The sequence below is a fragment of the Pseudomonas sp. 8AS genome (assembly GCF_902506505.1).
Taxonomy (GTDB): Bacteria; Pseudomonadota; Gammaproteobacteria; order Pseudomonadales; family Pseudomonadaceae; genus Aquipseudomonas.
In genome coordinates this window covers 1,022,872-1,047,804 of record NZ_LR733406.1, presented here as the reverse complement: position 1 = coordinate 1,047,804, position 24,933 = coordinate 1,022,872, and the positions used below count along the sequence as shown (strand labels likewise).

Genomic DNA, 24,933 nt, shown 5'->3' with positions numbered 1-24,933 from the left:
GGCCAGGAGGGTATTGCGGGGAACGGTCAGCCCAGCGAAGGGAGCATGCCGGCCGGCAGCAGCGGGTTCAGCACGCGGCTGGCCAGCAGCTCATTGGCCGCGGCGATGTCCGGGGCGAAGAAGCGGTCTTCCACGTAGTAGGGCACCTGCTCGCGCAGGGCCTGGCGGGCCTGCTCCAGGGCCGGCGAGCTTTTCAGGCCCTCGCGGAAGTCCAGGCCCTGGCAGGCGCCCAGCCACTCGATGGCCAGCACGCCACGGGTGTTGGCGGCCATCTCCCACAGGCGCTTGCCGGCGGCCGGGGCCATGGACACGTGGTCTTCCTGGTTGGCCGAGGTCGGCAGGCTGTCGACGCTGTGCGGGTGGGCCAGGGCCTTGTTCTCGCTGGCCAGGGCGGCGGCGGTGACCTGGGCGATCATGAAGCCGGAGTTCACCCCGCCATTGGCCACCAGGAACGGCGGCAGCTGCGACATATGCTTGTCCATCATCAGCGAGATGCGCCGTTCGGAGAGCGAGGCGATTTCGGCGATGGCCAGGGCGATATTGTCGGCGGCCATGGCCACCGGCTCGGCGTGGAAGTTGCCGCCGGAGATCACGTCGCCTTCGGCGGCGAACACCAGGGGGTTGTCCGACACCGCGTTGGCCTCGATGCCGAGCACTTCGGCGGCCTGGCGCAGCTGGGTCAGGCAGGCGCCCATGACCTGCGGCTGGCAGCGCAGCGAGTAGGGGTCCTGCACCTTGTCGCAGGCCTCGTGGGAGCGGCCGATCTCACTGCTGGCACCGAGCAGATGGCGGTAGATGGCGGCGGCGTCGATCTGCCCGCGCTGGCCGCGGGCGGCATGGATGCGCGGATCGAAGGGTGCGCGCGAACCCAGGGCGGCCTCCACGGTCAGGCCGCCACACACGGTGGCCGCGGCGAACAGGTCCTCGGCCTCGAACAGCCCGCGCAGGGCGTAGGCGGTGGACACCTGGGTGCCGTTGAGCAGGGCCAGACCCTCCTTGGCGGCCAGGGTCATCGGCTCCAGACCGGCAATCGCCAGCGCCTCGGTCGCCGGCAGCCACTGGCCCTTGTGCCGCGCCTGGCTTTCGCCGAGCAGCACCAGGGACATGTGCGCCAGCGGCGCCAGGTCGCCGGAGGCGCCCACCGAGCCCTTCTGCGGGATATGCGGGTAGACCTCGGCATTGATCAGGGCGATCAGCGCCTCGATCACCGAACGGCGGATGCCGGAGCAGCCGCGGGCCAGGCTGTTGACCTTGAGCAGCATGATCAGGCGCACCATGGCGTCGTCCAGCGGCTCGCCGATGCCGGCGGCGTGGGACAGCACCAGCGAGCGCTGGAGTTTTTCCAGGTCGTCGTTGGCGATGCGGGTCGAGGCCAGCAGGCCGAAGCCGGTGTTGATGCCGTAGGCGGTGCGGCCCTCGGCGATGATGGCGTTGACGCAGGCCACGCTGGCCTCGATGCCGGCATGGGCGCGCTCATCCAGGCGCAGCGTCAGCGGGGCCTGGTAGGCGGCGCGCAGCTGGGCCAGGGTCAGTTGACCGGGGGTCAGGGTAAACAGGCTCATGCTTGGGCTCCTTGGGTAGCGGCGATCATCGGCAGGTCGAGGCCCTGTTCACGGGCGCAGTCGACGGCAATTGCATATCCGGCATCGGCGTGACGCATCACCCCGGTGCCCGGGTCGTTGCGCAGCACGCGGCCGAGACGGGCGCGGGCTTCGGGGGTGCCGTCGGCGACGATGACCACCCCGGAATGCTGTGAGTAGCCCATACCGACGCCACCACCATGGTGCAAAGACACCCAGGTCGCGCCGCCTGCGGTATTCAGCAGGGCGTTGAGCAGCGGCCAGTCGGACACGGCATCGGAGCCGTCCTGCATGGCCTCGGTCTCGCGGTTGGGGCTGGCCACCGAGCCGGAGTCCAGGTGGTCGCGGCCGATGACGATCGGCGCCTTCAGCTCGCCGCTGGCGACCATGTCGTTGAAGGCCTGGGCCAGGCGCGCGCGGTCCTTCAGGCCGACCCAGCAGATGCGTGCCGGCAGGCCCTGGAAGCTGATGCGCTCGCGGGCCATGTCCAGCCAGTTGTGCAGGTGGGCATCATCCGGGATCAGTTCCTTGACCTTGGCGTCGGTCTTGTAGATGTCCTCCGGGTCGCCGGACAGCGCCACCCAGCGGAACGGGCCGATGCCCTGGCAGAACAGCGGGCGGATATAGGCCGGGACGAAGCCGGGGAAGTCGAAGGCGTTGGCCACGCCCTCTTCCAGGGCCATCTGGCGGATGTTGTTACCGTAGTCGAAGGTCGGCACGCCCATCTGCTGGAAGGCCAGCATGGCGCGCACGTGCACGGCCATGGACTGCTTGGCGGCCTTGACCACCACGGCTTCCTCGGTCTTGCCGCGGGCCACGTACTCGTCCCAGCTCCAGCCGATCGGCAGGTAGCCGTGGCGCGGGTCGTGGGCGCTGGTCTGGTCGGTGACCATGTCCGGGCGCACGCCGCGCTTGACCAGCTCCGGGAGGATCTCGGCGGCGTTGCCGCACAGGGCGATGGAGATGGCCTTACCTTCGCCGGTGTACTTGTCGATGCGCGCCAGGGCGTCGTCCAGGTCGCTGGCCTGCTCGTCGACATAGCGGGTCTTCAGGCGGAAATCGATACGCGACTGCTGGCACTCGATGTTCAGCGAGCAGGCGCCGGCCAGGGTGGCCGCCAGGGGCTGGGCGCCGCCCATGCCGCCGAGGCCCGCGGTCAGTACCCACTTGCCCTTGAGGCTGCCGCCGTAGTGCTGGCGGCCGGCCTCGACGAAGGTTTCATAGGTGCCCTGGACGATGCCCTGGCTGCCGATGTAGATCCAGCTGCCGGCGGTCATCTGGCCGTACATGGCCAGGCCCTTGGCATCCAGTTCGTTGAAGTGCTCCCAGGTGGCCCAGTGCGGCACCAGGTTGGAGTTGGCCAGCAGCACCCGCGGCGCGTCCTTGTGGGTCTCGAACACGCCCACCGGCTTGCCGGACTGGATCAGCAGGGTCTGGTTGTCTTCCAGGCGGGTCAGCACCTCGACGATCTTGTCGTAGCACTCCCAGTTGCGCGCGGCGCGGCCGATGCCGCCATACACCACCAGCTCCTTGGGGTTCTCCGCGACTTCCGGGTCGAGGTTGTTCATCAGCATGCGCAGCGGTGCTTCGGTCAGCCAGCTCTTGGCGGTCAGCTGGGTGCCACGGGCGGCGCGGATTTCGGTATCGCGGAAACGGCTCATTGCGGGCTCCTGTTGTTGTTCGGGGTCAGAGAGTCAGTAGATGGATCAGGCGCGCCGCCACCTTGGCGGTACGGCTGTCGATGTCGTGTTCGGGGTTGAGCTCGGCCAGGTCGGCCAGGCGCAGCTTGCCGCTGTCGCGGATGCCCTCCAGCAGCGGTTCGAGCAACGCCAGGCTTACCCCGCGGGCGGCCGGGGCGCTGACGCCGGGGGCCTCGCAGGCCGGCAGCACGTCGATGTCGATGGTCAGGTAGATGGCATCGCAAGCGGCGACAAAGGCGTCCAGCTCGGCGCCGATGGCCGCAAGGGTGGACTCGCGGATCTCGCGGTCCTCGCGCACCAGCACCTGCAGTTCGGCGGCGCGCTGGAACAGGGCGCGGGTGTTGCTGGCGCGGCTTACCCCTAGGCAGGCATAGGCAAAGGGCCAGCCGCGGGCGGCGCACTGCTCGGCGATCTGGGCGAAGGGCGTGCCGGAGGAATGCACATGCGCCGGGTCGCGCAGGTCGAAATGGGCGTCGAAGTTGATGATGCCGATGCGCGGCGCCGGCTGGCCCGAGAGGTGCTCGGCGATGCCCTGCCAGCTGCCGAAGGCCACCTCATGGCCGCCGCCCAGCACGATCGGCAGGTGCCCGGCATCCAGCAGGGTGCAGACCCTTTCGCCGAGGCAGGCCTGGGCGCCTTCCAGGTCGCCATCGGCGCAGAGCACATCGCCGGCATCATAGGCCGGCCCCTGGCGATGCCAGGCCAGGTTGGCCAGGGCCTTGCGCATGGCCAGCGGCGCACTGGCGGCGCCGACGCGGCCGTGATTGCGGCGCACCCCTTCGTCGCAGGCGAAACCGAGCAGGGCCACGCCCGGCTGGCTGTCTTCGGCCAGCGCCTGGATACGCTGGTGCCAGCGCGGGCTGTCCGGCTCGGGGTCGATGCGCCCGCGCCAGGCGGTCATGTCGTGACGATCAGCAGGCATGGGTGAGGTCTCCCTTGAAGATGCGTTGGCGCAGGCGCCCCGGCTGCACGGCGTAGGCCAGTTCGGCGGGCTGCTGGATATCCCACAGGCACAGGTCGGCGGGGGCCCCAACCTCGATCCGCCCCAGGTCGGGGCGGCCGAGGGCGCGAGCGCCATGGGCGGTCATGCCGCTCAGGGCTTCGCGCGGGGTCAAGCGGAACAGGGTGCAGGCCAGGTTGAGCACCAGGGTCGGAAAGCAGATCGGTGAAGTGCCGGGGTTGGCGTCGCTGGCCACGGCCATGGGCACGCCGTAGCGGCGCAGCAGCTCGATGGGCGGCAGCTGGGTCTCGCGCAGGCAGTGGAAGGCGCCGGGCAGCAGTACCGCCACGGTGCCGGCCGCGGCCATGGCCTGTACCCCGGCCTCGTCGAGGAACTCGATATGGTCGGCCGACAACCCGCGATAGCGGGCAGCCAGGGCGCTGGCGCCCTGATTGGACAGCTGCTCGGCGTGCGCCTTGACTGCCAGGCCGTGGCGCTGCGCCGCCTGGAACACCAACTCGCACTGGGCCGGGCTGAAGGCGATGTGCTCGCAGAACACATCCACCGCATCGGCCAGGCCCTCGGTGGCGGCCGCCGGGATCATCTCGTTGCACACCAGCGCGACATAGCCGTCGCTGTCGCCGGCGAACTCCGGCGGCAGGGCATGGGCGCCGAGCAGGGTGGTGAGCACCCGCACCGGCTGCAGCTCGCCCAGGCGGCGGGCCACGCGCAGCATCTTCAGCTCGTCGGCGACGCTCAGGCCGTAGCCGGACTTGATCTCGACCGTGGTCACGCCGTCGGCCAGCAGGGCCTGCAGGCGCGGCAGGCTGGCCTCGACCAGCTGCTCCTCGCTGGCGGCGCGGGTGGCGCGCACGGTGCTGAGGATGCCGCCACCGGCCCTGGCGATCTCGGCGTAGCTGACGCCTTCCAGGCGCTGCTCGAACTCGCCGGCGCGGTTGCCGGCGTACACCAGGTGGCTGTGGCAGTCGACCAGGCCGGGAGTCATCACCCCGCCACGCCCGCACTCGACGGCGCCAATGGCATGCCGCTCGTCGAACTCACCCTGCGACCACAGGCCGGCCACGCGGCCGTCCTCGACCAGCACCGTCATCGGCGCGGGCCGCACGCAGAGGCCGTCGAACAGGGTGACATCACGCCAGAGCCGGCGCAGCTGGGGAGACAGGGACATGGAAGCGCTCTCTCGTTTCAATGTATATACATTAAAAACGAAAAATCCGTCCGTCAAGCCTCTTTCGCTCGCCACGAATTCATGGGAACCGCACTGGAACCCGGAAAAGCAGGCGTAGCCCAGGGATTGCGGGGCAAGCGCGTTCGCCGCATTATGTATATACATTTGATTGGAAGACGAACGGCATGCCGATTCAGCGACTCGACCGCCGCCAGGCGCGGCAGATGCCCTGGAAGAATGGCGGCGGCATCACCTGCGAGCTGGCCATCTGCCCCGCCGGCGCCAGCCTGGAGGATTTCGCCTGGCGCATCAGCTGCGCCCAGGTCGCCAGCGGCGGGCCCTTTTCCCCCTTCGCCGGGGTCGACCGCAGCCTGGCCGTGCTCGCCGGCGCCGGCCTGCAGCTGTGCCTGGACGGCCAGCCCAGGCAGCTGCGCCCCGCCGATCCGCCCCTGGCATTCGCCGGCGAAGACCAGGTCAGCGCCGAGCTGCTGGCCGGCCCGGTCGCCGACTTCAACCTGATGACCCGGCGCAGCCTGTGGCGCCACCAGCTGCAGCAACTGCGCCTGGACGGCGCGCAGCCCCTGAGCCACGTCGCCGATATCCTGCTGCTCTACTGCCAGGCCGGCCCAGTCACCGTGCAGCTGCCGGGCGCGGCGGCACACGGCCTGGACGAAGGCCAGGGCCTGGTGCTGGAAGGCGAACACACCGAGCTGAAGCTGAGCGGCGCAGCCGGTGCCCTTCTCTATATAGGCCACCTGTACCGCCAGCCCTGAAACGACAAACCCCGCCAGAGGGCGGGGTTGGTCATCCAGCGATCAGCCTTATTCGGGCTGGGTCACCAGGGTGTTGCGGCGGTTGCTGCTCCACTGCGGCAGCAGGGTGCCGATCAGCATGCCCGCCAGGCTGAACAGCAGGCCGGCCAGTTGCGGCGGCCAGAAGGCCTCGTCGGTCAGGCTGTATTCCAGGTAGATCCACGAGCCCAGGCCAAAGAAGATGGCGAACAGGGCGCCCTGGGTGGTGGCGCGCTTCCAGAACAGGCCGGCGAACAGCGGTACCACGGCGGCCACCAGGGTCACCTTGTAGGCGTTGCCGACCATCTCGTAGATGCTCGCGTCCGAGTACAGGGCGAAGGTCAGGGTGGCGATGGCGCAAACCACGATGGTGGCGCGCATGGCCAGGAGGAACTGCTGGTCGCTCATCACCGGCACGAAACGCTTGAGCACGTTCTCGGTGAAGGTCACCGACGGTGCCAGCAGGGTGCCGGAGGCGGTGGACATGATCGCCGACAGCAGCGCGCCGAAGAACATGATCTGGGCGAACAGCGGGGTCTTCTCCAGGATCAGGTGCGGCAGGATCATCTGCGCGTCTTCGGCCAGCCAGCGCTGGACCATCGCCGGGTCGATCATCGAGGCGGCGTAGGCCAGGAAAATCGGCAGCATGCAGAAGCACAGGTAGAAGCCGGCACCGAACATCGAGGCGCGCGCGGCGATGTTCTCGGTCTTGGCCGACATCACCCGGGCGTACACGTCCTGCTGCGGAATGGAGCCGAGCATCATGGTCAGCGCCGCGCCGATGAAGGCGACGATGTCCTTGGCCTCGAAGCCGTGGATGAAGGTGAACTTGCCTTCGCTGGCCGCATGGGCGATGACCTTGTCGGCGCCGCCGGCCATGTCACCGATCAGCCAGGTCAGGTAGACCAGGCCGACGACGATGATGATCATCTGGAAGAAGTCGGTCAGGGCCACCGACCACATGCCGCCGAACAGGGTGTACAGCAGCACGATGAAGGTGCCGAGGAACATGCCCTGGGTGGTGCTGATGGCCCCGTCGGAGATCACGTTGAACACCACGCCGAGGGCGGTCAGCTGGGCGGCGATCCAGCCCAGGTAGGAAACGATGATGACCAGGCTGATGATCAGTTCGACATTCGGCCCGAAGCGCTTGCGGAAGTAGTCGCCGATGGTCAGCAGGTTCATCCGGTACAGCGGGCGGGCGATGATCAGGCCGACCAGCATCAGGCAGCCGAAGGAGCCGAACGGGTCTTCGACGATGCCGGCGAAGCCTTCCTCGATGAAGGTGGCGGGAATGCCCAGCACCGCCTCGGAGCCGAACCAGGTGGCGAAGACCATGGCGGCGACGACGGGGAAGCCCATGCTGCGACCGCCGGCGGCGAAATCGCGGGAGTTGTGTACCCGGGTGGCGGCGTAGAAGCCGATACCCACGGTGACCAGCAGATAGAGCGCAACGAACCAGATCAGCATGTTTTCCCGTTCCAGAGACTTCAGCCCGCCGCATGCGTGCCCGCACCGGGGCGGCGCGGGATGGAACGACGGACTACAGGTTTTTGTTATTACCCCTCATGACGGGAGGCTGCACGCGCCCATCACGGTCGCGCAGTCTGGCAAATACGTAAAATATGTCAAACAAAAACGACGAATAGTCTGCACAACGGCCAGCCACTCATCCGATAAAGCCGTGTAACAGACTGTAATTGCTGCAGTTACTGGCAAGGCGCCACAGCGGGGAGTTGTATATTTTTGACAGTTCCGCGCAGCCGGCGGAGCGAGCGCGGCCGCCCCGGCTGACGGCCGCCGCCCGGGTCGGTATCGCCTGCCACCGGCCAGCCCCGCCCCGCGCCTTCACTGACCTGCGGCAAGGCCCCGATGCCGGCGCTATGTTCTGATGTCGTAACAGCTGGTTACGCCCGACGCATGTGAACTGCTTGAGCCGGGCGCCTGCCTCCCTGATACTGCACCGCGCTTTGCGCCGATCGCCGCATTTATCCGGTCATCCGGCAGCCACACACCCCTTTCCGCACAGCCATCCCAGGATGACGTCCCAGGTTCAAGGAGCCACCGCCGATGATGAAAAGGAGCGACTGGATCTGGACCTTGATCGGTTTGGCCGCAGTCGTGTTTTCCTGCTACCTGCTGTACCAGGAAATCCAGACCATCTCCCTCGACGAACTCTCCGACAGCCTGCTGGCGATTCGCCCGCACAACTGGTTGATGGCCGCCGGCGCAACCCTGGGCGCCTATTTCGCCCTGGCCTGGTACGACCGCATCGCCATCGCCCACCTGGGCAAGAAGATCTCCTGGTGGTTCATCACCCTGTGTTCCTTCACCACCTACGCCCTGGCCCACAACATTGGCGCTTCGGTGTTTTCCGGCGCGGTGGTGCGCTACCGCGCCTACAGCAGCAAGGGCCTCGGCGCCCATGACATCGGCCTGCTGATCTTCTTCTGCTCCTTCACCTTCGCCCTCGGCACCCTGCTGTCCGGTGGCGCCGTGCTGGTCTGCCAGCCCGAGCTGATCAAGCGCGTCGCCGATGTCAGCCCCTGGCTGTCGGTGCTGATCGGCTCCGTGATGCTGGGCCTGGTGGCACTCTACGTGCTCGGTTCCTGGCGCCAGTTCCAGCCGTGGAAATGGGGCAAGCTGCACGTCGAATACCCGCGCCTGGGCGTGGTCGCCAAGCAGCTGCTGGCCGGCCCGCTGGAGCTGGCCTGCGCCGCGGCGATCATCTATTTCGCCCTGCCGGCCGAGAGCAACCCGGGCTACCTGGTGGTGCTCGGCGTATTCCTCGCCTCCTTCTCCCTGGCCCTGCTGTCCCACGCCCCGGGCGGCCTCGGCGTGCTGGAAGTGACCTTCCTCGCCGCCATGCCGGAACTGCCCAAGGCCGACGTGCTGGCCGCGCTCATCGTGTTTCGCGGCTTCTACCTGCTGCTGCCCTTCGCCCTGTCGCTGCTGGTGGTGATGAGCTTCGAATGGGGCCAGTGGACCAGCCGGCGCAAGCGCCACAAGTAACCCACGCAGGCCTGCGAAGCCCGCGCCAGAGCGGCTCGCGCAGCGCATCAAGCGCGTCGATGGTTACTATCAGAAGGCTCAACTTCTGTATTCAGGCTCCGTGAGTAGTATGGGCTCCGTACTCACTTACGCCCCCACAAGGAGCCCAAAATGAAACAGCACATCCTCGCCAGCCTGATCCTGGCCACCCTGACCACCAGCGCCTTCGCCCTGCCCGGCAAAGCCCAGCCGCCGCTGACCGAACTCAAGCCGGCCAGCAGCAGCGAGACCCTCGGCGAAAACGGCAGCGAGCGCAGCAAGACCCTGCGCGTGGCCGAAGACGGTGCCGAACGCACCAAGGCCTTCCGTGTTGCCGAAGGCGGCTCGGATCGCCTGATCCAGACTGACGATGTCGCCGAGAACGGCGCCGAACGCAACAAGGCCTTCCGTGTCGCCGAAGGCGGCGCCGAGCGCCTGCTCCAGCGCGACGATGTCGCCGAGAACGGTGCCGAGCGCAGCAAGGCCTTCCGTGTTGCCGAAGGTGGCTCGGACCGCCTGATCCAGACTGACGAGGTCGCCGAGAACGGCGCCGAGCGCAGCAAGGCCTTCCGTGTTGCCGAAGGTGGCTCGGACCGCCTGCTCCAGCGCGACGACATCGCCGAGAACGGCGCCGAGCGCAGCAAGGCCTTCCGTGTTGCCGAAGGTGGCTCGGATCGTCTGATCCAGACTGACGAGGTCGCCGAGAACGGTGCCGAGCGCACCAGGGCCTTCCGGGTCGCCTGAAGCCAGCCGGCCTCGCCCGCTGATCGATAGCCGCCAGCAGTAAGGTCCCGCACGTGAAGCCGCACACCCCACCCGAACGAGCCGGTGACTGCCCCCGCATTCACCGGCTTTTTACTGCCCGCCGGCAACCCAGGCTGGGCGCGCTGGAGCCGACTGCCTTATAGTCCCGCCATAAGGATCAGGCAGGGCAGCCATGCACACCATCGAACGGATCTACCCCAAGGATCTCGACCCGCACAGCCGCGACGACCAGAACACCCTGCGCATCCACATGGAGCGCTACGAGTTCGCCGCCGACAACCTCAGCGGCCAGCACATCCTCGACATGGCCTGCGGCTGTGGCTACGGCACCGCCCTGCTGGCCGAGCGCAATCCGCAGCGGCAGGTCACCGGAGTCGATATCGACCCGGACGCCATCGCCTACGCCCGGCAGCACTATCGCCTGCCCAACCTGCGCTATGTCTGCGCCGATGCCGAACGCTTCGCCGCCGAGCAGCCGTTCGACAGCATCGTCAGCCTGGAAACCATCGAGCACCTGCCCAGCCCGCAACGCCTGATCGACAACTACGCCCGCCTCTTGGCCGGTGGCGGCCGAGTGATCGCCTCGGTGCCGATCACCCCGACCCTGGATGGCAACCCGCACCATTTGCACGACTTCAGCCGCCGTTCGTTCTTCGCCCTGTTCCGCCAGCATGGCCTGCGGCCGCAGGCGCACTTCGAACAGATCCAGTGGTGGCAGTTCAAGGGGCTGTTTTCCAAACGCCCGGACCAGGCCAAGCAGCACCGTTCGGAAGGCGTCGGCAATGCCGTGCTGCAGTATTACCAGCGCCGCCCGCTATACCTGTTCGCCCGCCTCGGTTCGATGCTGCGCTACGGCTTCAGCAACCGTTACCTGACCTGCGCCTTCCAGCGCTAGGCCGAGGCGACGACCGCCGGCGGCAACCGGTACTTCCAGATGCGCCGCAGCACCGTGGCCAGCTGCGCGCCGAAACTGCCGCAGTTGTAGACCTGGCCATAGCGTGCGGCGATCTCGCGCACCTCCACCGCCAGCGCCGCATAGCGCCGCGCCGGCAGGTCGGGGAACAGGTGGTGCTCGATCTGGTGGCTGAGGTTGCCGGTGAGGATGTGAAACAACTTGCCGCCGCTCAGGTTGCTCGACCCGCGCAGCTGGCGCAGGTACCAGTGGCCGCGGCTCTCGCCGACCACCGAGTCCTTGCTGAACACCGCCGCCTGCTCGGTGAAATGGCCACAGAAGATCACCGCAAAGGTCCACAGGTTGCGCAGCAGGTTGGCCAACACGTTGCCCGCCAGCACGGCCAGGGCATTGGCGCCCAGCAGCAGGGCCAGCAGGGGGAAGCACAGGTAGTCCTTGCACCACTGGCGCAGCAGCTTGGCCTTGAACTGGCGCAATAGCGGGCGCAGCTCGTCCTTGCTCATCTTGCCCTTGTAGACCTGGTCCAGACGCAGGTGCTGGATGGCAATCGAGTACTGGAACAGCAGCGCCTGCAGGGTCACCCACAGCGGCTGCCAGCGGTAAAAGGGCTTCCAGCGTTGCTCGGGGAACAGCCGCACCAGGCCGTAGCCGACGTCGTCGTCCATGCCCAGCACATTGGTCCAGGTGTGGTGCACGTGGTTGTGGGTATGCCGCCAGAAATCGGCCGGGCCGGCGATATCCCACTCGTAGCGGCGCCCGGCGAATTCCGGGTCGTTCATCCAGTCGTACTGGCCGTGGATGACGTTGTGGCCCAGCTCCATGTTCTCGAGGATCTTGCCCAGCCCCAGCAGCAGGCTGCCGAGCAGCCAGGTCGGCGGGAACCAGCCGAGCATCAGCAGCGCCCGCCCGCTCCAGCAGCACAGCCGCACCGCACCGCGCACCCGGCGGATATAGCGCGCATCCGCTGCCCCCAGGTCGGCCAGGGTGCGGCTGCGCAGGGCATCCAGCTCGGCGCCGAAGGCATCCAGTTCCACGCGGCTCAGTTCGCGATCGCTACGCATAGTCACCTCGGTTGGCCTGCCGCAACGGCAGGCGGGAATTACAGATCGATGTCCACATCGCCCGCCGGCACACTGATGCACAGGCGGATCGGCTGGCCCGGTTCGGCGAACAGCGCGCCATTGCGCAAATCGCGCACCGTGCCCCTGAGCAGGGTGCAGGTGCAGCTGGCGCAGATGCCCTGGCGACAGCCGTGGGCCGGGCGCAGGCCGGCGGCCTCGGCCTGTTCCAGCAGGCTGCGCGCGCTATCCCCCGTGACCTGCAGGCGCGTGCGGGCAAAACCCAGGCGCACCGCGCTGCCCGGTTCAACACTGCGCTCGGCAGCGGTAAAGGCTTCCACCTGCAGCGGTCCGCGCCAGTGCCGGGCGACCGCCTCGACGAAGCCGGCCGGCCCGCAGGCCAGCACGTGCTCCAGCGCCAGCCCCTGCAGGTGTTCGGCGCTGAAGCGCCCGTGCAGCTGGGCGTCGGGCTGCGCCTGGCCGGTCAGCGCCCAGCGCACGCTCAGGTTCGGATGGCGCTGCATCAGTTGCTGCAGTTCCTCGACAAAAGGTCGCTGGCCCTGCTCGCGGATGTAGTGCAGCAGGCTGATGGGCGCGGTAAAGCCCCGGGTCAGGGCCTCGCGCAGTAGGCCGAGCAAGGGCGTGATGCCACTGCCGGCAGCCAGCAGCGCCACCCCGGCGGAGTCCTGCGGCCAATGCAGCTCGCCCTGGGCCTGGCTCAGCTCCAGCACGCTGCCGACAGCCAGGTGGTCGAGCAGGCGATTGGACAGGCGCCCGCCTGGCTGACGGCGGATCGCCAGTTCGATGCCGCCAGCCGGGCCGACCCGGGTCAGGCTGTAGCTGCGGCTGTGGCGCACGCCGTCCAGCTCCAGGTACAGCTGCACATGCTGGCCGGCGCGCCAGCCGCGGGCATTGCCGTTACAGCGCAGGCGCAGCGCGAGCATGTCCTCGGCCACCCACTCGCGCCCCTCGACCCAGGCGAACACCCGGTTCAGCCGCCAGCCTGGCTGCAGCCAGGCCAATACGGCATCCACCTCGGCCTCGCGCAACCAGCGCCGCTGCACCAGCCAGCGCAACGGCTGCAGCAGAGGACTCAGGGCTCGCGACCAGCTCAGCGGGATTATGGTCATGGCACGACTCCAGTGAACACTTGTACACAACAATGGCAGAGACACCATTTGTCAGTCAACGCTCGTACACTGAAATAGCGGTTCGACGCCTGCGAAGCGCATTTGTTAGAGTGCGGCGCAAACCTGCCCCATAGCAAAACACCGAGTCCCCATGTCGCCACGCGCCGCACAGAAACAGCAGACCCGACATGCCCTGATGGATGCCGCGCGCTGCCTGATGGACAGCAACCGCGGCTTCGACAGCCTCAGCCTGCGCGAGGTCAGCCGCGCCGCCGGTATCGTGCCGACCGGTTTCTACCGGCACTTCCACGACATGGACGAACTGGGCCTGGCGCTGGTCGACGAGGTCGATGCCACCTTCCGCGACACCTTGCGCGAAGTACGGCGCAACGAGTTCGAGCTGGGCGGCATCATCGAGGCCAGCACGCGGATCTTCCTCGACGCCATCAGCGCCAACCGCAACCAGTTCCTGTTTCTCGCCCGCGAGCAGTACGGCGGCTCGCAGCCGGTGCGCCAGGCCATCGGCCGGCTGCGCCAGCAGATCACCGACGACCTGGCGGCCGACCTCAAGCTGATGAACCGCATGCCGCACCTGGACGCTGCCGCGATCGACGTGGTGTCCGATCTGGTGGTGAAGACGGTCTTCGCCACCCTGCCGGAGCTGATCGACCCGCCGGCCGCCTCGCTGCCGACCCACCTCACCCCGGAAGCCAAGATGGTCCAGCAGCTGCGCTTCATCTTCATCGGCGCCAAGCACTGGCAAGGCCTGGGGCTGGGCCTGGACAGCGCCGGGAGCTAGGCGCACCAAAAAGCGGCGCACCGCCCAGCCAGGCACCAAAGCAAGGCGGCGCCAGGCCCCCTAATCAGGCACGCCGCCGCCAACCGCGGGGCCCCGCCGTTCTTGGCAAGCCCCTTGCTCTAGCACCAGCACAGTCTCAGGCCGGAAGCCCGCCATGCTGGTGATTCACCACCGCCTCGAACCCCAGGCGCACTGGGACGAAGAGCTGCACCTGACCTTCGATGCCCGCAGCAAGAGCCGCCTGCGCTGCTTCAGTGCGGCCGGTGAAGACGTCGGCCTGTTCCTCGAGCGCGGCCAGCCGCCGCTGCGCGATGGCGACTGCCTGCGCGCCGCGGACGGGCGCATCGTGCGAGTCTGCGCCCGTCCGGAAACCCTGCTGCACGTCACCTGTGCGAGCAATTTCGAGCTAACCCGCGCCGCCTACCACCTGGGCAACCGCCACGTCGCCCTGCAGCTGGGCGACGGCTGGCTGCGCCTGCTCGACGACTATGTGCTCAAGGCCATGCTCGACCAGCTCGGCGCCAGCACCTGCACCCTCGAGGCGCCGTTCCAGCCGGAACACGGCGCCTACGGCGGCGGCCATCACCATTCGCACGCCGGCGACGCCGAGTTCAGCTACGCACCGCGCCTGCACCAGTTCGGCGTGCGCCTGTGAACCAGGCCTGGGCGCTCCTCAGGCTGGCCAGCCCGCAGCTGGCGCATGGCCCGCTGGCGCCAGCCCGACGCGGACCACGCCATGAATAAAGCCTGGGCACTGCTGCGCCTGGCCAGCCCGCAGCTGCCGATCGGCGGCTACAGCTACTCGCAGGGCCTGGAAATGGCCGTCGAGCAGGGCCTGGTCGACAGCCAGGACAGCGCCGCGCGCTGGATCGCCGACCAGCTGCTGCTCAACCTGGCGCGCTTCGAGGCGCCGCTGCTGCTGGCCCACTGCACGGCCGCCGCCAGCGCCGACTGGCAGGCCCTGGGCGAGCTGGCCGAGCAACACCGTGCCAGCCGCGAGACCCGCGAGCTGGCCCTGGAAAGCCGGCAGATGGGCTACTCGCTCAGGCAACTGCTCGACGGCCTGCCGGAACTGGATCAGCCGGCCCGCGACTTTCTCGCCGGCCACGCCGAGATCGGCCTGGCTGCGGCCTGGGCCCTGGCCGCCCGCGCCTGGCAGATCGAGCCGCAGGATGCCCTGGCCGCCTGGCTGTGGGGCTGGCTGGAAAACCAGCTGGCGGTGCTGATGAAGACCCTGCCGCTCGGCCAGCAGGCCGCCCAGCGCCTCACCTCGCAACTGTTACCCCGGCTGGAGCAGGCGCAGCGCCTGGCCAGCGCACTGGAACCCGCCCACTGGGGCAGCGCCGCCTTCGGCCTGGCCCTGGCGAGCATGGCGCACGAGCGCCAGTACAGCCGTCTATTCCGCTCTTGATAAGGAAGCTCCCATGAACAGCCAACCCCTGCGCGTCGGCATCGGCGGCCCGGTCGGTTCCGGCAAGACCGCCCTGACCCTGGCCCTGTGCCTCGCCCTGCGCGAGCGCTACAACATCGCCGTGGTGACCAACGACATCTACACCCAGGAAGACGCACAGTTCCTGGTGCGCAACGAGGCCCTGGCGCCGGAGCGGATCATCGGCGTGGAAACCGGCGGCTGCCCGCACACGGCGATCCGCGAGGACGCCTCGATCAACCTGGAGGCGGTCGACCAGCTCAACCGGCGCTTCCCCGGCCTCGACCTGATCATCGTCGAGTCTGGCGGCGACAACCTCTCGGCCACCTTCAGCCCCGAGCTGTCGGACCTGACCCTGTACGTGATCGACGTCTCCGCCGGCGACAAGCTGCCGCGCAAGGGCGGGCCGGGCATCTGCAAGTCCGACCTGCTGGTGATCAACAAGGTCGACCTGGCGCCAATGGTCGGCGCCTCGCTGGAAGTGATGGACCGCGACGCGCGCAAGATGCGCGGCGACAGGCCCTTCGTCTTCAGCAACCAGAAGGTCGGTCAGGGCCTGGACCAGATCATCGCCTTCATCGAACGTCACGGCATGCTGACTGCTGCCTGAGCCACAAGGAGCCCGCCATGAACCTGCGTAAAAGCCTGTATGCCCTCGCCCTGTTCCTCACCCCGGCCGTGGCCTTCGCCCACCCCGGGCACGACCACGCCGGCCTGCTGGCCGGCCTGAGCCACCCGCTGCTGGGCCTCGACCACCTGCTGGCGATGCTCGCCGTCGGCCTGTGGGCGGCGCAGCAGAGCGGCGCGACGCGCTGGGCGCTGCCGCTGGCCTTCGTCGCCAGCATGCTGTTGGGCGGCCTGCTCGGCTTCGCCGGCCTGCGGCTACCGCTGCTGGAAACCGGCATCGCCGGCTCGCTGCTGGCCTTCGGCCTGCTGGTGGCCGTGGCCGCGCGCCTGCCGCAGACCGTGGCGCTCGGCCTCACCGGCCTGTTCGCCCTGAGCCACGGCGTGGCCCATGGCCTGGAGCTGCCGGCACTGGCCAGTCCCTGGACCTATGCCGCCGGCTTCGTCGCCGCCACCGCCGCCCTGCACGCCAGCGGCTACGCCCTGGTGCGCTACCTGCCGCAAGCGGCCGCGCCGCTGGTGCGCCTGGCGGGCACCGCCACCGCCGGCACCGGGGCCTGGCTGCTGGCCGGCTGAGTAGCGGCCGACGATCCCGCGAGCCAAAGCCTGTTGTTAACGCAGGCTGGCCGACGTGCAGCAGATCGTGGACAGGTTCCGAGGGAAGCTGGCGCTATCGCCATGATCGAGACAATCAACCGATCACCGGCGCCGGCAGCGACTAGGCTGCAACTGTAGCCCCCAGGAGATCCGCCCATGTCGCTCAGCAGCCTGCTGCACAACCTGTTCGCCGCCTATGCCGCCGGTGCCAGCGGCAACTGCCCGGACGAACACGCGCTGATTTGAACCGCGGCCCCGCCAAGGTCTACCCTGTGCGCCATTTCGCCCACAGGAGCCTGGCATGAGCCTCAAGTCCATCTGCGTGTTCTGCGGTGCCAGCACCGGCAGCAATCCGCTCTACCGTGAAGCCGCCGTCAGCCTCGGCCGCACCCTCGCCGAGCGCGGCCTGACCCTGGTCTACGGTGGCGGCGCCGTGGGCCTGATGGGCGTGGTGGCGGACGCGGCCCTGGCGGCCGGCGGCCAGGTCATCGGCATCATCCCGCAGAGCCTGGAGCGCTCGGAAATCGGCCACAAGGGCCTGACCCGCCTGGAAGTGGTCGACGGCATGCATGCCCGCAAGGCGCGCATGGCCGAACTGGCCGACGCCTTCATCGCCCTGCCCGGCGGCCTCGGCACCCTGGAGGAGCTGTTCGAGGTCTGGACCTGGGGCCAGCTCGGCTACCACGGCAAGCCCCTCGGCCTGCTCGACGTCAACGGCTTCTACCGGCAGCTCAGCGGCTTCCTCGATCACCTGGTGGCCGAAGGCTTCGTCCGCGCCCCGCACCGCGGCATGCTGCAGCGCAGCGAGGCGGCCGGCGACCTGCTGGACCATCTGGCCGCCTGGCAGCCGGACGTGGCGCCGAAATGGGCCGACAGCACGCCAAGCTGAACCCGGTCACAGACCCGCGCCTGACAGCCCGGCGGGCGCGTGGTACATAGAGGGCCCTCTCAGCACGGATGCCGAACCCCATGCCCCTCCTCGCCCTGTTACTCATCGCCTGCCAGGTGTTCTGCGGTCTGCACGTGGTACGCAGCGGCCAGGAACGCTACTGGATCTACCTGATCATCGCCCTGCCCGGCCTCGGCTGCCTGATCTATGCCCTCGGCATCATGCTCCCGGACCTGCTGCGCAGCCGGCGCGGGCGCCGCGCGGTCAACCAGCTGCAGGACCGCCTCGACCCCGAGCGCCACCTGCGCGCCCTGCGCAACGACCTGGAGATCAGCGACACCCGCGAAACCCGCATGCGCCTGGCCGACGAGCTGCTGCGTCTGGGCCAGGCCGCAGAGGCCGTCGAGCACTACCGCGCGGCCCTGCGCGGCATCCATGCCCAGGCTCCGGACATCCTCCTCGGCCTGGCCCGCGCCCAGCTGGCCAATGGCGAGCCAGGGGCCTGCCGGCTGAGCCTGGAGCAGCTGCGCGAACACAACCCGCAGTTCCGCAGCGCCGACGGCCACCTGCTGTATGCCCAGGCCCTGGCGCAGCAGGGCGAGGCGCTCAAGGCAGAAGAGGAGTACCGCGCCCTGCTCGGCTACTTCGCCGGCCCCGAAGCGCCCCTGCATTACGCCCTGCTGCTCAAGCAGCAGGGCCGCAGCCGCGAGGCGCGCGAGCTGCTGGAGCAGATCGAGCGCCACGCCCGCCGCGCGCCCAGGCACTACCGCAACCTGCACCAGGCCTGCCTGGCCCAGGCGCGCAGCGAGCTGCAGGCGCTGGGCAGGCCGCTCGACCAGCAGGCCTGAGCCCGTCAGGCGTTCGGCGCCTGCTGCATGATCACCCGCTGCGCCGCCATCGGCGCCGGGAAGCCGGCTTCGCCCAGGGCATCCTTGAGCACCTTGTTGCTGTCGAAGTAGACCTGCCAGTAGTGGTCGTTGTGGCAGTAGGGGCGCACCGCCAGCACCGGGCCGACCAGGTTGAACTCGAGGATTTCCACGTCCACCGCGGGCGTGGCCAGCACGTTGTCGATGGCGCCGATGCGCTGCTTGAGCAGGGCCACCGCCGCCTTCCAGTCCGCCGCGCCGGACAGCTGGGCCTGCAGGTCGACCCGGCGGAAGGCGTTGTGCGAATAGTTCTGGATGTTATCGCCGAAGATCTTGTTGTTGCCGACCAGGGTCAGCACGTTGTCCGGGGTGTTGATCGCGGTGGCGAACAGGCCGATCTCGGTCACCGTGCCGGTCACCCCGCCGGCGCTGATGAAGTCGCCGACCTTGAACGGGCGCAGGACGATGATGAAGCCGCCGGCGGCCAGGTTGGCCAGCAGTCCCGACCAGGCCATGCCGATGGCCAGGCCGACCGCGGCGATCAGCGCGGCGAAGGTGGTGGTCTGCACGCCGAAATAGCCGAGGATGCCGATCACCAGGATGATGTTGAGGGTCACGGTGATGAAGGAGCCGACATAACGCAGCACGGTCGGGTCGACTTTCTGCTTGCCCAGGGCCTTCTGCACCAGGCCGACGGCAAAGCCGATCAGCCAGCGGCCGATCACCCAGAAGGCGATGGCCGCGAGAATCTTCACGCCGAACGCCGCGCCATACTGGGCGACCAGGTCGAGCAGTTGATTGGCCTTGGCGGTACCGGCGCTGAGCAGGGTGTTCTCTTCCATGGCGGCATTCCCGTAGAAAGTGGCTGACCCGGAAAACGCTAGCACGCCCCGCCAGAATTACCCGCCGGCCCCCGCCAAGGCACCGAAAAGGGGCTGCGCAGACGGCTCGGCAAGGCAGATTGCCATCGTATACACTGCACAAGCTCCCTTGCTTTCGGCCTCGTCCATGACGTACCTGCGCCCGCTGCTGCTCGCCCTGCTCACCGCTCTGACTCCTGCCCTGGCTCATGCCGGCAGCCAGACGTTGCGCCTGCTCGCCTGGCCCGGCTATGCCGACGCGGACCTGGTGGCCGAGTTCGAGGCCCGGCACGACGTGCAGGTCGAAGTGACCCTGGTCGGCAGCGACGATGTCCTGCGCAAGAAATTGGCGCAGGAGCAGGGCGGCAACTACGACCTGATCGCCGCCAACACCGCGGAAATCGACTACTACATCGGCCAGCAGCTGCTGCAGCCACTGCGGCCCGAGCGCATCGCCAACACCACCCGCCAGCTCTGGCGCTTTCGCGACTACCCGAAGATTCCCGGCATCATGGCCGCCGGCAAGGTCTACGCGATCCCCTACACCTACTCGGACATGGGCCTGATCTACGACCGCCGACAGTTCGCCGAGCCGCCCACCTCCATCACCAGCATGTGGGACCCGCGCTACCGCGGCAAAGTACTGGCCTTCAATGGCAGCAGCCACAACTTCTCCCTGGCCAGCCAGGCCCGCGGCCGCGACCCGTTCAACATCGCCACCGAGGACTTCCCCCGGGTCAGCGAGCAGCTGATCGCCCTGCGGCGCAACGTGCTGACCTTCTATTCCCTGCCGGAAGAGTCCGTCGACCTGTTCCGCGAGCACTCGGTGGCCCTGCTCTTCGCCAACTACGGGCGCCAGCAACTCAAGCAGCTGCGCGATGCCGGCGCCGATGTCGGCTACGTGATCCCGCGCGAAGGCGCCCTGGCCTGGCTCGACTGCTGGGCGATCAGCCGCGGCGCCCGCGACGTGGCGCTGGCCGAGGCGTGGATCAACTTCACCCTGGAGGCCCATGTCAACCGCGCCCTGACCGAGCGCCAGGGGCTGTCCAATACCCTGGAAGAGCCGGCCGGCACGGACAAGCCCGGGCAACTGATCTGGCTGCGCCCGGTCGAGGACGACGCGCGCCGCGCCGCACTGTGGCAGCGTATCCTGTCCGGCGAACGGCCGCCGCTGCAGGAGGCGCCATGAAGTTCGGCATCGCCTTCAAGCTGGGCGCCCTGCTGGCCCTGTTCGGCATCCTGGTTTCCGGTCTGACCGGCTACTACTCCTACAACAGCAGCCGCAACATGCTGCTCAAAGCTGCAGAACGCGACCTGCTGACCGCCGCCCAGGTGCTCGGCCGCAACCTGGGCAGCAGCATAGAGAACATCGCCCACGATGCCCGCTTGCTGGCCGCCGCCCCGCAGATTCAGGAACTATCCACGTCCGGCAACCAGGCGCTGCGTGAGCATGTGGAAGAGCATCTGACGCAGCTGTTTCGCACCATGCTGCAGATCCACCCCGAGTATGTGCAGATCCGCCTGATCAGCACGGCCGGCCACGGCCTCGAGCGGGTGCGGGTGGACCGCGATGGCGAGCAGCTGGTCGCGGTCAGCGGTGCCGATCTGCAGGAAAAAGGCCACTACCCCTACGTTTTCGACGCCCTGCACCTGCCGCCCGGTGAAGTGCGCCTGTCGCCGATCGTGATCAACCATGAGCAGGGTGCCCACTCCGGACTGGGCAAGCCGACCCTGCATGCGTCCACCCCGGCGGCCGACAGCAGTGGCAAGGTGTTCGCCCTGATCGTGATCAACATCGACCTCGACCGCCTGTTCAGCCAGCTGCAGAGCGACCTGCCCGCGCACTACCAGGTGTACCTGAGCAATCGCTGGGGCGATCTGCTGATCCACCCGGACAAACAGCGCACCTTCGGCTTCGACCAGGGCCGCCGCCTGTTCCTCCAGGATGAGTTCCCGGGCGCCAGCCAACTGATTACCGGCGCAACCCGCGAGAGCCTGGTCGCCAGCAGTGCCGAGAAGACACAGCAGGGTCGCCTGGTGGCCGCCTTCGTGCGGGTGCAGGCCAACGTGCAGACCAAGGAACGCTTCGTCATCCTCGGTCTGGCCCAGCCGCAGCGCCATGTCCTGGCCGAAGCTACCGGCCTGGGACAACGCATCGCCCAGGTGGTCCTGCTGTTCAGCCTGCTTGCGCTGTTCATTGCCTTCATCGCCTCGCGCGCCCTGACCCGCCCGCTGAAGAGCATGACCCATGCCGTGCGGCTGTTCTCCCGGGAGCGGCGGATCAGCGAACTGCCGCGCCGCCAGGACGAGCTGGGCCAGCTGGCACACAGTTTCCGCGAGATGCAGGAGGAAATCCTCAGCCACCTCGACGAGCTGACCCGCAGCCGCAGCGCCCTCGAGCACCTGGCCCGGCACGACCCGCTGACCGGCCTGCCCAACCGCCGGGTGTTCTTCGAGCGCCTCGAGCATGCCCTGGCCACCTCAAGGCGCAGCGGCAAGCAGTTGGCCGTGCTGTTCGTCGACCTCGACCACTTCAAGCAGCTCAACGACAGCCTCGGCCACAGCCTCGGCGACCATGTGCTGCAGGCGGTGGCCAACCTGCTGCGCTCGGCCACCCGCGAGAGCGATACGGTGGCGCGCCTGGGCGGCGACGAGTTCGTCATCCTGTTCGAGGTGGTCGAGGATCCCCAGCACATCGTCGCCATCCTGGAAAAACTGCACGATCGCTTCCAGCTGCCCATGCTGATCGACGGCCACGAGGTACGGGTCCAGGCCAGCATGGGCGTCAGCCTGTTCCCGCGCGACGGCAACGACATCGAGGCCCTGGTGCAACAGGCCGACCGCGCCATGTATGCGGCGAAGAACGCCGGGCGCAACACCTACTCGTTCACGCCGAACTGACCCGCCCCCGCCCGGCCGCTATGCTGGGGCTATTGCCAACCAACCTCTGCTGCGTGGTGCTGCGGTGATTCCACTCCTGGTCTGTGACGACTCCGCCATGGCGCGCAAGCAGCTGATCCGGGCCCTGCCGCCCGAGTGGCCGGTGCGCATCAGCCAGGCCAGCCAGGGCGAAGAGGCCCTGGCCGCGATTCGCCAGGGCCTCGGCCAGGTGGTGCTGCTCGACCTGACCATGCCGGTGCTGGACGGCTACCAGGTGCTCGCCCGGCTGCGCGCCGAAGGCCTGCAGAGCAGGGTCGTGGTGGTTTCCGGGGACGTTCAGGCAGAAGCCCTGCGCCGCGTGCAGGAACTGGGCGCGCTGGGTTTCATCAAGAAGCCGGTGGCCGCCGAGGAACTGCGCGCCACCCTGATCCGCCTGGGCCTGTTCCACCCGCCGGCCGTCCAGGCGCCGCCCCAGCCGCGAGCCGAGCCGGCGCTCAGGGTCAACTTCCGCGACGCCCTGCGCGAGGTCTGCAACGTCGCCATGGGCCGCGCCGCCGCGCTGCTGGCCAAGGTGCTGAAGGTCTTCGTGCGCCTGCCGATCCCCAACGTCAACATCTTCGCGGTCAGCGAACTGCACATGGCGCTGCTCGACGCCCAGCGCGGCGAACGCCTGAGCGCGGTGTGCCAGGGCTTCATCGGCGATGCCATCGCCGGCGAGGCGCTGCTGCTGTTCCACGACGCGGAAACCGCCGACATCGCCAACCTGCTCGGCTGGCAACCGCAGGACGAGCGGGACACCTCGGAGATGCTCCTCGACCTGGCCAGCATCCTGATCGGCGCCTGCCTGTCCGGCATCGCCGAGCAGATCGACGTGCGCTTCTCCCAGGGCCACCCGCAGCTGCTTGGTCAGCACGCCTCCATCGAGCAGCTGATCAGCCTCAACCAGCGGCGCTGGAAGCAGACCCTGGCGGTGGAGATCAGCTACGGCCTGGAAGGCCATGCGGTGCACTTCGACCTGCTGCTGTTGTTCACCGAAGACTCGCTGGCTCGCCTGACCCAGAAAATCCACTACCTGATGGAGTAGCCATGCCGGCGCAGATCGATATCAAAGAAGTGCACTGGCTGCTCGACATCGTGCAGTGCCTGGATGTCGGGGTGATAGTGCTCGATCGCAGCTACCGCATCGAGGTGTGGAACAGCTTCATGGAGAACCACTCCGGCCTGGGCAGCGACGCGGTGCAGGGGCGCTGCCTGTTCGAGCTGTTCGGCGAAATCGACGAGCCCTGGCTGCGGCGCAAGGTGGAAAGCGTGGTGCAGCTGGGCACCCGCGCCTTCAGCCTGTGGGAACAGCGCCCCTACCTGCTGCACTTCAAGAGCTACCGGCCGATCACCGGCCAGGCCGACTTCATGTACCAGAACATCACCATCCTGCCGCTGGCCGCCGCGCTGGGCGAGGTCGAGCATGTCTGCCTGATGCTCTACGACATGACCGATGCGGCCATGCACAAGCTCGGCCACCAGGCCCCATAACCACGTCTCGGAGGCTGATCAGGGCTTCTTCTTCGCCTTGCCGCCGAAGCTCGGTGCCTTGCGCACGGCCCTGACCACGGGGGCAGCCGGCTCCTCGGTTTCCAGCCACTTGCCCAGGCCGGCCTTGCCGCCGACCACCTTGGGCTTCTTCGGCTTTTTCGGCTTCTTCAGCACCTGGCCGCTGGCGTCGGTCTGCGGCACCCGGTGATCCGGCTCGAAGCCCGGCTCGTCGACCCGGCGCAGGGTCTGGCGGATCAGCACTTCGATGGCCGACAGCAGTTGCACCTCGTCGGCGCACACCAGCGACACCGCCTGGCCGGTGGCGCCGGCGCGGCCGGTGCGGCCGATGCGGTGCACATAGTCCTCGGCGACGATCGGCAGGTCGAAGTTGACCACCAGCGGCAGGTCGTCGATATCCAGGCCGCGCGCCGCCACGTCAGTGGCCGCCAGCACCCGTACTTCGCCGTCCTTGAAGCGCTGCAGGGCGCGCAGGCGCGAAGGCTGCGGCTTGTCGCCGTGGATCGAGTCGGCGGCGATGCCTGCGGCCAGCAGCAGTTTCTCCAGCTCGTCGACGCCCTTGCGCGTCTTGACGAACACCAGCACCTGGTCCCAGCGCTGGCTGCGGTACAGGTGCAGGAACAGCTCGCTCTTGCGCTTCTTGTCCACCGTCACCAGCCACTGCTTGACGCTCTGCGCCGCGGCATTGCGCGGGCTGACCTCGACGCTCACAGGATCGCGCAGCAGCTCGCCGGCCATGCTGCGAATGGCCTCGGAGAAGGTCGCGGAGAACAGCAGGGTCTGGCGCTTTTTCGGCAGGGCACAGAACAGCTGGTCCAGCTCGCGGGCGAAACCCAGGTCGAGCATGCGGTCGGCCTCGTCCAGCACCAGCGCCTGCAGCTGGTTGAACTTCACCGCGTTCTGCCGGTACAGGTCGAGCAGCCGGCCGGGGGTGGCCACCAGCAGGTCGATGCCCTTGCGCAGTTTCATCATCTGCGGGTTGATGCTGACCCCGCCGTACACCGCGTAAGTCCGCAACGGCAGGTTCTGGCCGTACTGCAGGATGCTCTGGTGCACCTGCTCGGCCAGCTCGCGGGTCGGCACCAGCACCAGGGCGCGCACCGAATTGCTCGCCACCTGACCGCCCTCCAGGGTCAGTTTCTGCAGCAGCGGCAGGGCGAAACCGGCGGTCTTGCCGGTACCGGTCTGCGCCGCAGCAAGCAGGTCGCGGCCCTTGAGCACGGCAGGGATCGCCTCCTTCTGCACCGGCGTCGGGGTGCGGTAGGCGAGGCTGTCGAGGGCGCGCAGCAGGGGGTCAATCAGGCCGAGGGCGGCGAAAGTCATGGCAGGTAACCGGCAAGAGGAG

General features: G+C 68.2%; 24 protein-coding genes. 15 read left to right on the top strand and 9 right to left on the bottom strand.

Translation table 11 applies throughout. The annotated features are described in order from the left end of the window. Positions 1 to 26: 26 nt before the first annotated feature. The 4 genes from hutH to hutI are packed head-to-tail and all read right to left on the bottom strand — an operon-like array spanning position 27 to position 5,409. Positions 27 to 1,562, bottom strand: coding sequence for a histidine ammonia-lyase (gene hutH, locus GV001_RS04855; protein ID WP_160078519.1), 1,536 nt, complete (start codon positions 1,560 to 1,562; stop codon positions 27 to 29). Beyond that, on the bottom strand, positions 1,559 to 3,241 hold the full coding sequence (gene hutU, locus GV001_RS04850; protein WP_160078518.1) for a urocanate hydratase: 1,683 nt from the start codon (positions 3,239 to 3,241) through the stop codon (positions 1,559 to 1,561). Before hutU ends, hutH begins: the two co-directional genes overlap by 4 nt. A gap of 25 nt (positions 3,242 to 3,266) precedes the next feature. Further along, on the bottom strand, positions 3,267 to 4,202 hold the full coding sequence (gene hutG / locus GV001_RS04845; protein WP_160078517.1) for a formimidoylglutamase: 936 nt from the start codon (positions 4,200 to 4,202) through the stop codon (positions 3,267 to 3,269). Next, positions 4,192 to 5,409: an imidazolonepropionase gene (gene hutI, locus GV001_RS04840; protein ID WP_160078516.1), complete on the bottom strand. Its 1,218-nt coding sequence runs from the start codon at positions 5,407 to 5,409 to the stop codon at positions 4,192 to 4,194. The genes hutG and hutI overlap by 11 nt, the downstream gene beginning before the upstream one ends. 185 nt (positions 5,410 to 5,594) lie before the next feature. On the opposite strand from hutI, the gene GV001_RS04835 reads away from it, so the two are divergent. Next, positions 5,595 to 6,182 carry a HutD family protein gene (locus tag GV001_RS04835; protein WP_160078515.1) on the top strand — a complete coding sequence of 196 codons (588 nt, stop codon included), beginning with the start codon at positions 5,595 to 5,597 and terminating at the stop codon, positions 6,180 to 6,182. 48 nt (positions 6,183 to 6,230) lie between these two features. Here the strand turns inward: GV001_RS04835 and GV001_RS04830 are convergent, their stop codons facing one another. Further along, the gene (locus GV001_RS04830; RefSeq protein WP_160078514.1) at positions 6,231 to 7,670 is read right to left on the bottom strand and encodes a sodium:solute symporter family protein; all 1,440 of its coding nucleotides are present in this window, start codon (positions 7,668 to 7,670) and stop codon (positions 6,231 to 6,233) included. A gap of 600 nt (positions 7,671 to 8,270) precedes the next feature. Here GV001_RS04830 and GV001_RS04825 point away from each other — a divergent pair. From GV001_RS04825 to GV001_RS04815, 3 genes are all read left to right on the top strand, one after another. After that, positions 8,271 to 9,212 (top strand): YbhN family protein, encoded by a 942-nt coding sequence (locus GV001_RS04825; protein WP_160078513.1) that lies wholly within the window; start codon positions 8,271 to 8,273, stop codon positions 9,210 to 9,212. 150 nt (positions 9,213 to 9,362) lie between these two features. Then, complete coding sequence (locus GV001_RS04820; RefSeq protein ID WP_160078512.1) at positions 9,363 to 9,974, top strand: hypothetical protein; 612 nt, start codon at positions 9,363 to 9,365, stop codon at positions 9,972 to 9,974. A gap of 193 nt (positions 9,975 to 10,167) precedes the next feature. Then, positions 10,168 to 10,890, top strand: a complete 723-nt coding sequence (locus tag GV001_RS04815) for a bifunctional 2-polyprenyl-6-hydroxyphenol methylase/3-demethylubiquinol 3-O-methyltransferase UbiG (protein ID WP_160078511.1) — start codon at positions 10,168 to 10,170, stop codon at positions 10,888 to 10,890. Here the strand turns inward: GV001_RS04815 and GV001_RS04810 are convergent. Beyond that, on the bottom strand, positions 10,887 to 11,969 hold the full coding sequence (locus GV001_RS04810; RefSeq protein ID WP_160078510.1) for a fatty acid desaturase: 1,083 nt from the start codon (positions 11,967 to 11,969) through the stop codon (positions 10,887 to 10,889). The two genes, GV001_RS04815 and GV001_RS04810, sit on opposite strands and share 4 nt — an antisense overlap. A gap of 38 nt (positions 11,970 to 12,007) precedes the next feature. Beyond that, on the bottom strand, positions 12,008 to 13,096 hold the full coding sequence (locus tag GV001_RS04805) for a ferredoxin reductase (RefSeq protein ID WP_160078509.1): 1,089 nt from the start codon (positions 13,094 to 13,096) through the stop codon (positions 12,008 to 12,010). A 151-nt stretch (positions 13,097 to 13,247) separates the two neighbouring features. On the opposite strand from GV001_RS04805, the gene fabR reads away from it, so the two are divergent. The 7 genes from fabR (at position 13,248) to GV001_RS04770 (ending at position 18,282) form a co-directional block, all read left to right on the top strand. Continuing rightward, positions 13,248 to 13,895 carry an HTH-type transcriptional repressor FabR gene (fabR, locus tag GV001_RS04800; protein ID WP_160078508.1) on the top strand — a complete coding sequence of 216 codons (648 nt, stop codon included), beginning with the start codon at positions 13,248 to 13,250 and terminating at the stop codon, positions 13,893 to 13,895. A gap of 154 nt (positions 13,896 to 14,049) precedes the next feature. Further along, a complete protein-coding gene (gene ureE, locus GV001_RS04795) occupies positions 14,050 to 14,550 on the top strand; it encodes an urease accessory protein UreE (RefSeq protein ID WP_160078507.1) in 501 nt (166 codons plus the stop codon). 81 nt (positions 14,551 to 14,631) lie between these two features. After that, positions 14,632 to 15,306, top strand: a complete 675-nt coding sequence (locus tag GV001_RS04790) for an urease accessory protein UreF (RefSeq protein ID WP_160078506.1) — start codon at positions 14,632 to 14,634, stop codon at positions 15,304 to 15,306. Between the two features lie 13 nt (positions 15,307 to 15,319). After that, a complete protein-coding gene (gene ureG, locus GV001_RS04785) occupies positions 15,320 to 15,934 on the top strand; it encodes an urease accessory protein UreG (RefSeq protein WP_160078505.1) in 615 nt (204 codons plus the stop codon). Positions 15,935 to 15,951: 17 nt separating this feature from the next. After that, positions 15,952 to 16,524, top strand: coding sequence for a HupE/UreJ family protein (locus tag GV001_RS04780; RefSeq protein ID WP_160078504.1), 573 nt, complete (start codon positions 15,952 to 15,954; stop codon positions 16,522 to 16,524). A 322-nt stretch (positions 16,525 to 16,846) separates the two neighbouring features. Beyond that, on the top strand, positions 16,847 to 17,434 hold the full coding sequence (locus GV001_RS04775) for a TIGR00730 family Rossman fold protein (RefSeq protein ID WP_160078503.1): 588 nt from the start codon (positions 16,847 to 16,849) through the stop codon (positions 17,432 to 17,434). 80 nt (positions 17,435 to 17,514) lie between these two features. Beyond that, positions 17,515 to 18,282, top strand: coding sequence for a tetratricopeptide repeat protein (locus GV001_RS04770; RefSeq protein WP_160078502.1), 768 nt, complete (start codon positions 17,515 to 17,517; stop codon positions 18,280 to 18,282). Positions 18,283 to 18,287: 5 nt separating this feature from the next. Here GV001_RS04770 and GV001_RS04765 read toward each other — a convergent pair whose 3' ends face one another. Next, a complete protein-coding gene (locus GV001_RS04765; RefSeq protein ID WP_160078501.1) occupies positions 18,288 to 19,142 on the bottom strand; it encodes a mechanosensitive ion channel family protein in 855 nt (284 codons plus the stop codon). Positions 19,143 to 19,308: 166 nt separating this feature from the next. Between GV001_RS04765 and GV001_RS04760 the strand changes: the two genes are divergently transcribed. The 4 genes from GV001_RS04760 to GV001_RS04745 all read left to right on the top strand — a co-directional run bounded on the left by GV001_RS04760 (position 19,309) and on the right by GV001_RS04745 (position 23,570). After that, positions 19,309 to 20,349, top strand: a complete 1,041-nt coding sequence (locus tag GV001_RS04760) for a PotD/PotF family extracellular solute-binding protein (RefSeq protein ID WP_160078500.1) — start codon at positions 19,309 to 19,311, stop codon at positions 20,347 to 20,349. Continuing rightward, on the top strand, positions 20,346 to 22,061 hold the full coding sequence (locus GV001_RS04755) for a diguanylate cyclase domain-containing protein (protein WP_160078499.1): 1,716 nt from the start codon (positions 20,346 to 20,348) through the stop codon (positions 22,059 to 22,061). The genes GV001_RS04760 and GV001_RS04755 overlap by 4 nt, the downstream gene beginning before the upstream one ends. A 64-nt stretch (positions 22,062 to 22,125) precedes the next feature. Further along, positions 22,126 to 23,124 (top strand): response regulator, encoded by a 999-nt coding sequence (locus GV001_RS04750; protein WP_160078498.1) that lies wholly within the window; start codon positions 22,126 to 22,128, stop codon positions 23,122 to 23,124. A gap of 2 nt (positions 23,125 to 23,126) precedes the next feature. Then, positions 23,127 to 23,570 carry a PAS domain-containing protein gene (locus GV001_RS04745; protein ID WP_160078497.1) on the top strand — a complete coding sequence of 148 codons (444 nt, stop codon included), beginning with the start codon at positions 23,127 to 23,129 and terminating at the stop codon, positions 23,568 to 23,570. 18 nt (positions 23,571 to 23,588) lie between these two features. On the opposite strand, the gene GV001_RS04740 is transcribed toward GV001_RS04745, so the two are convergent. Next, entirely contained in the window at positions 23,589 to 24,911 is a 1,323-nt protein-coding gene (locus GV001_RS04740; RefSeq protein WP_160078496.1) for a DEAD/DEAH box helicase, read from the bottom strand. Positions 24,912 to 24,933: the final 22 nt, after the last annotated feature.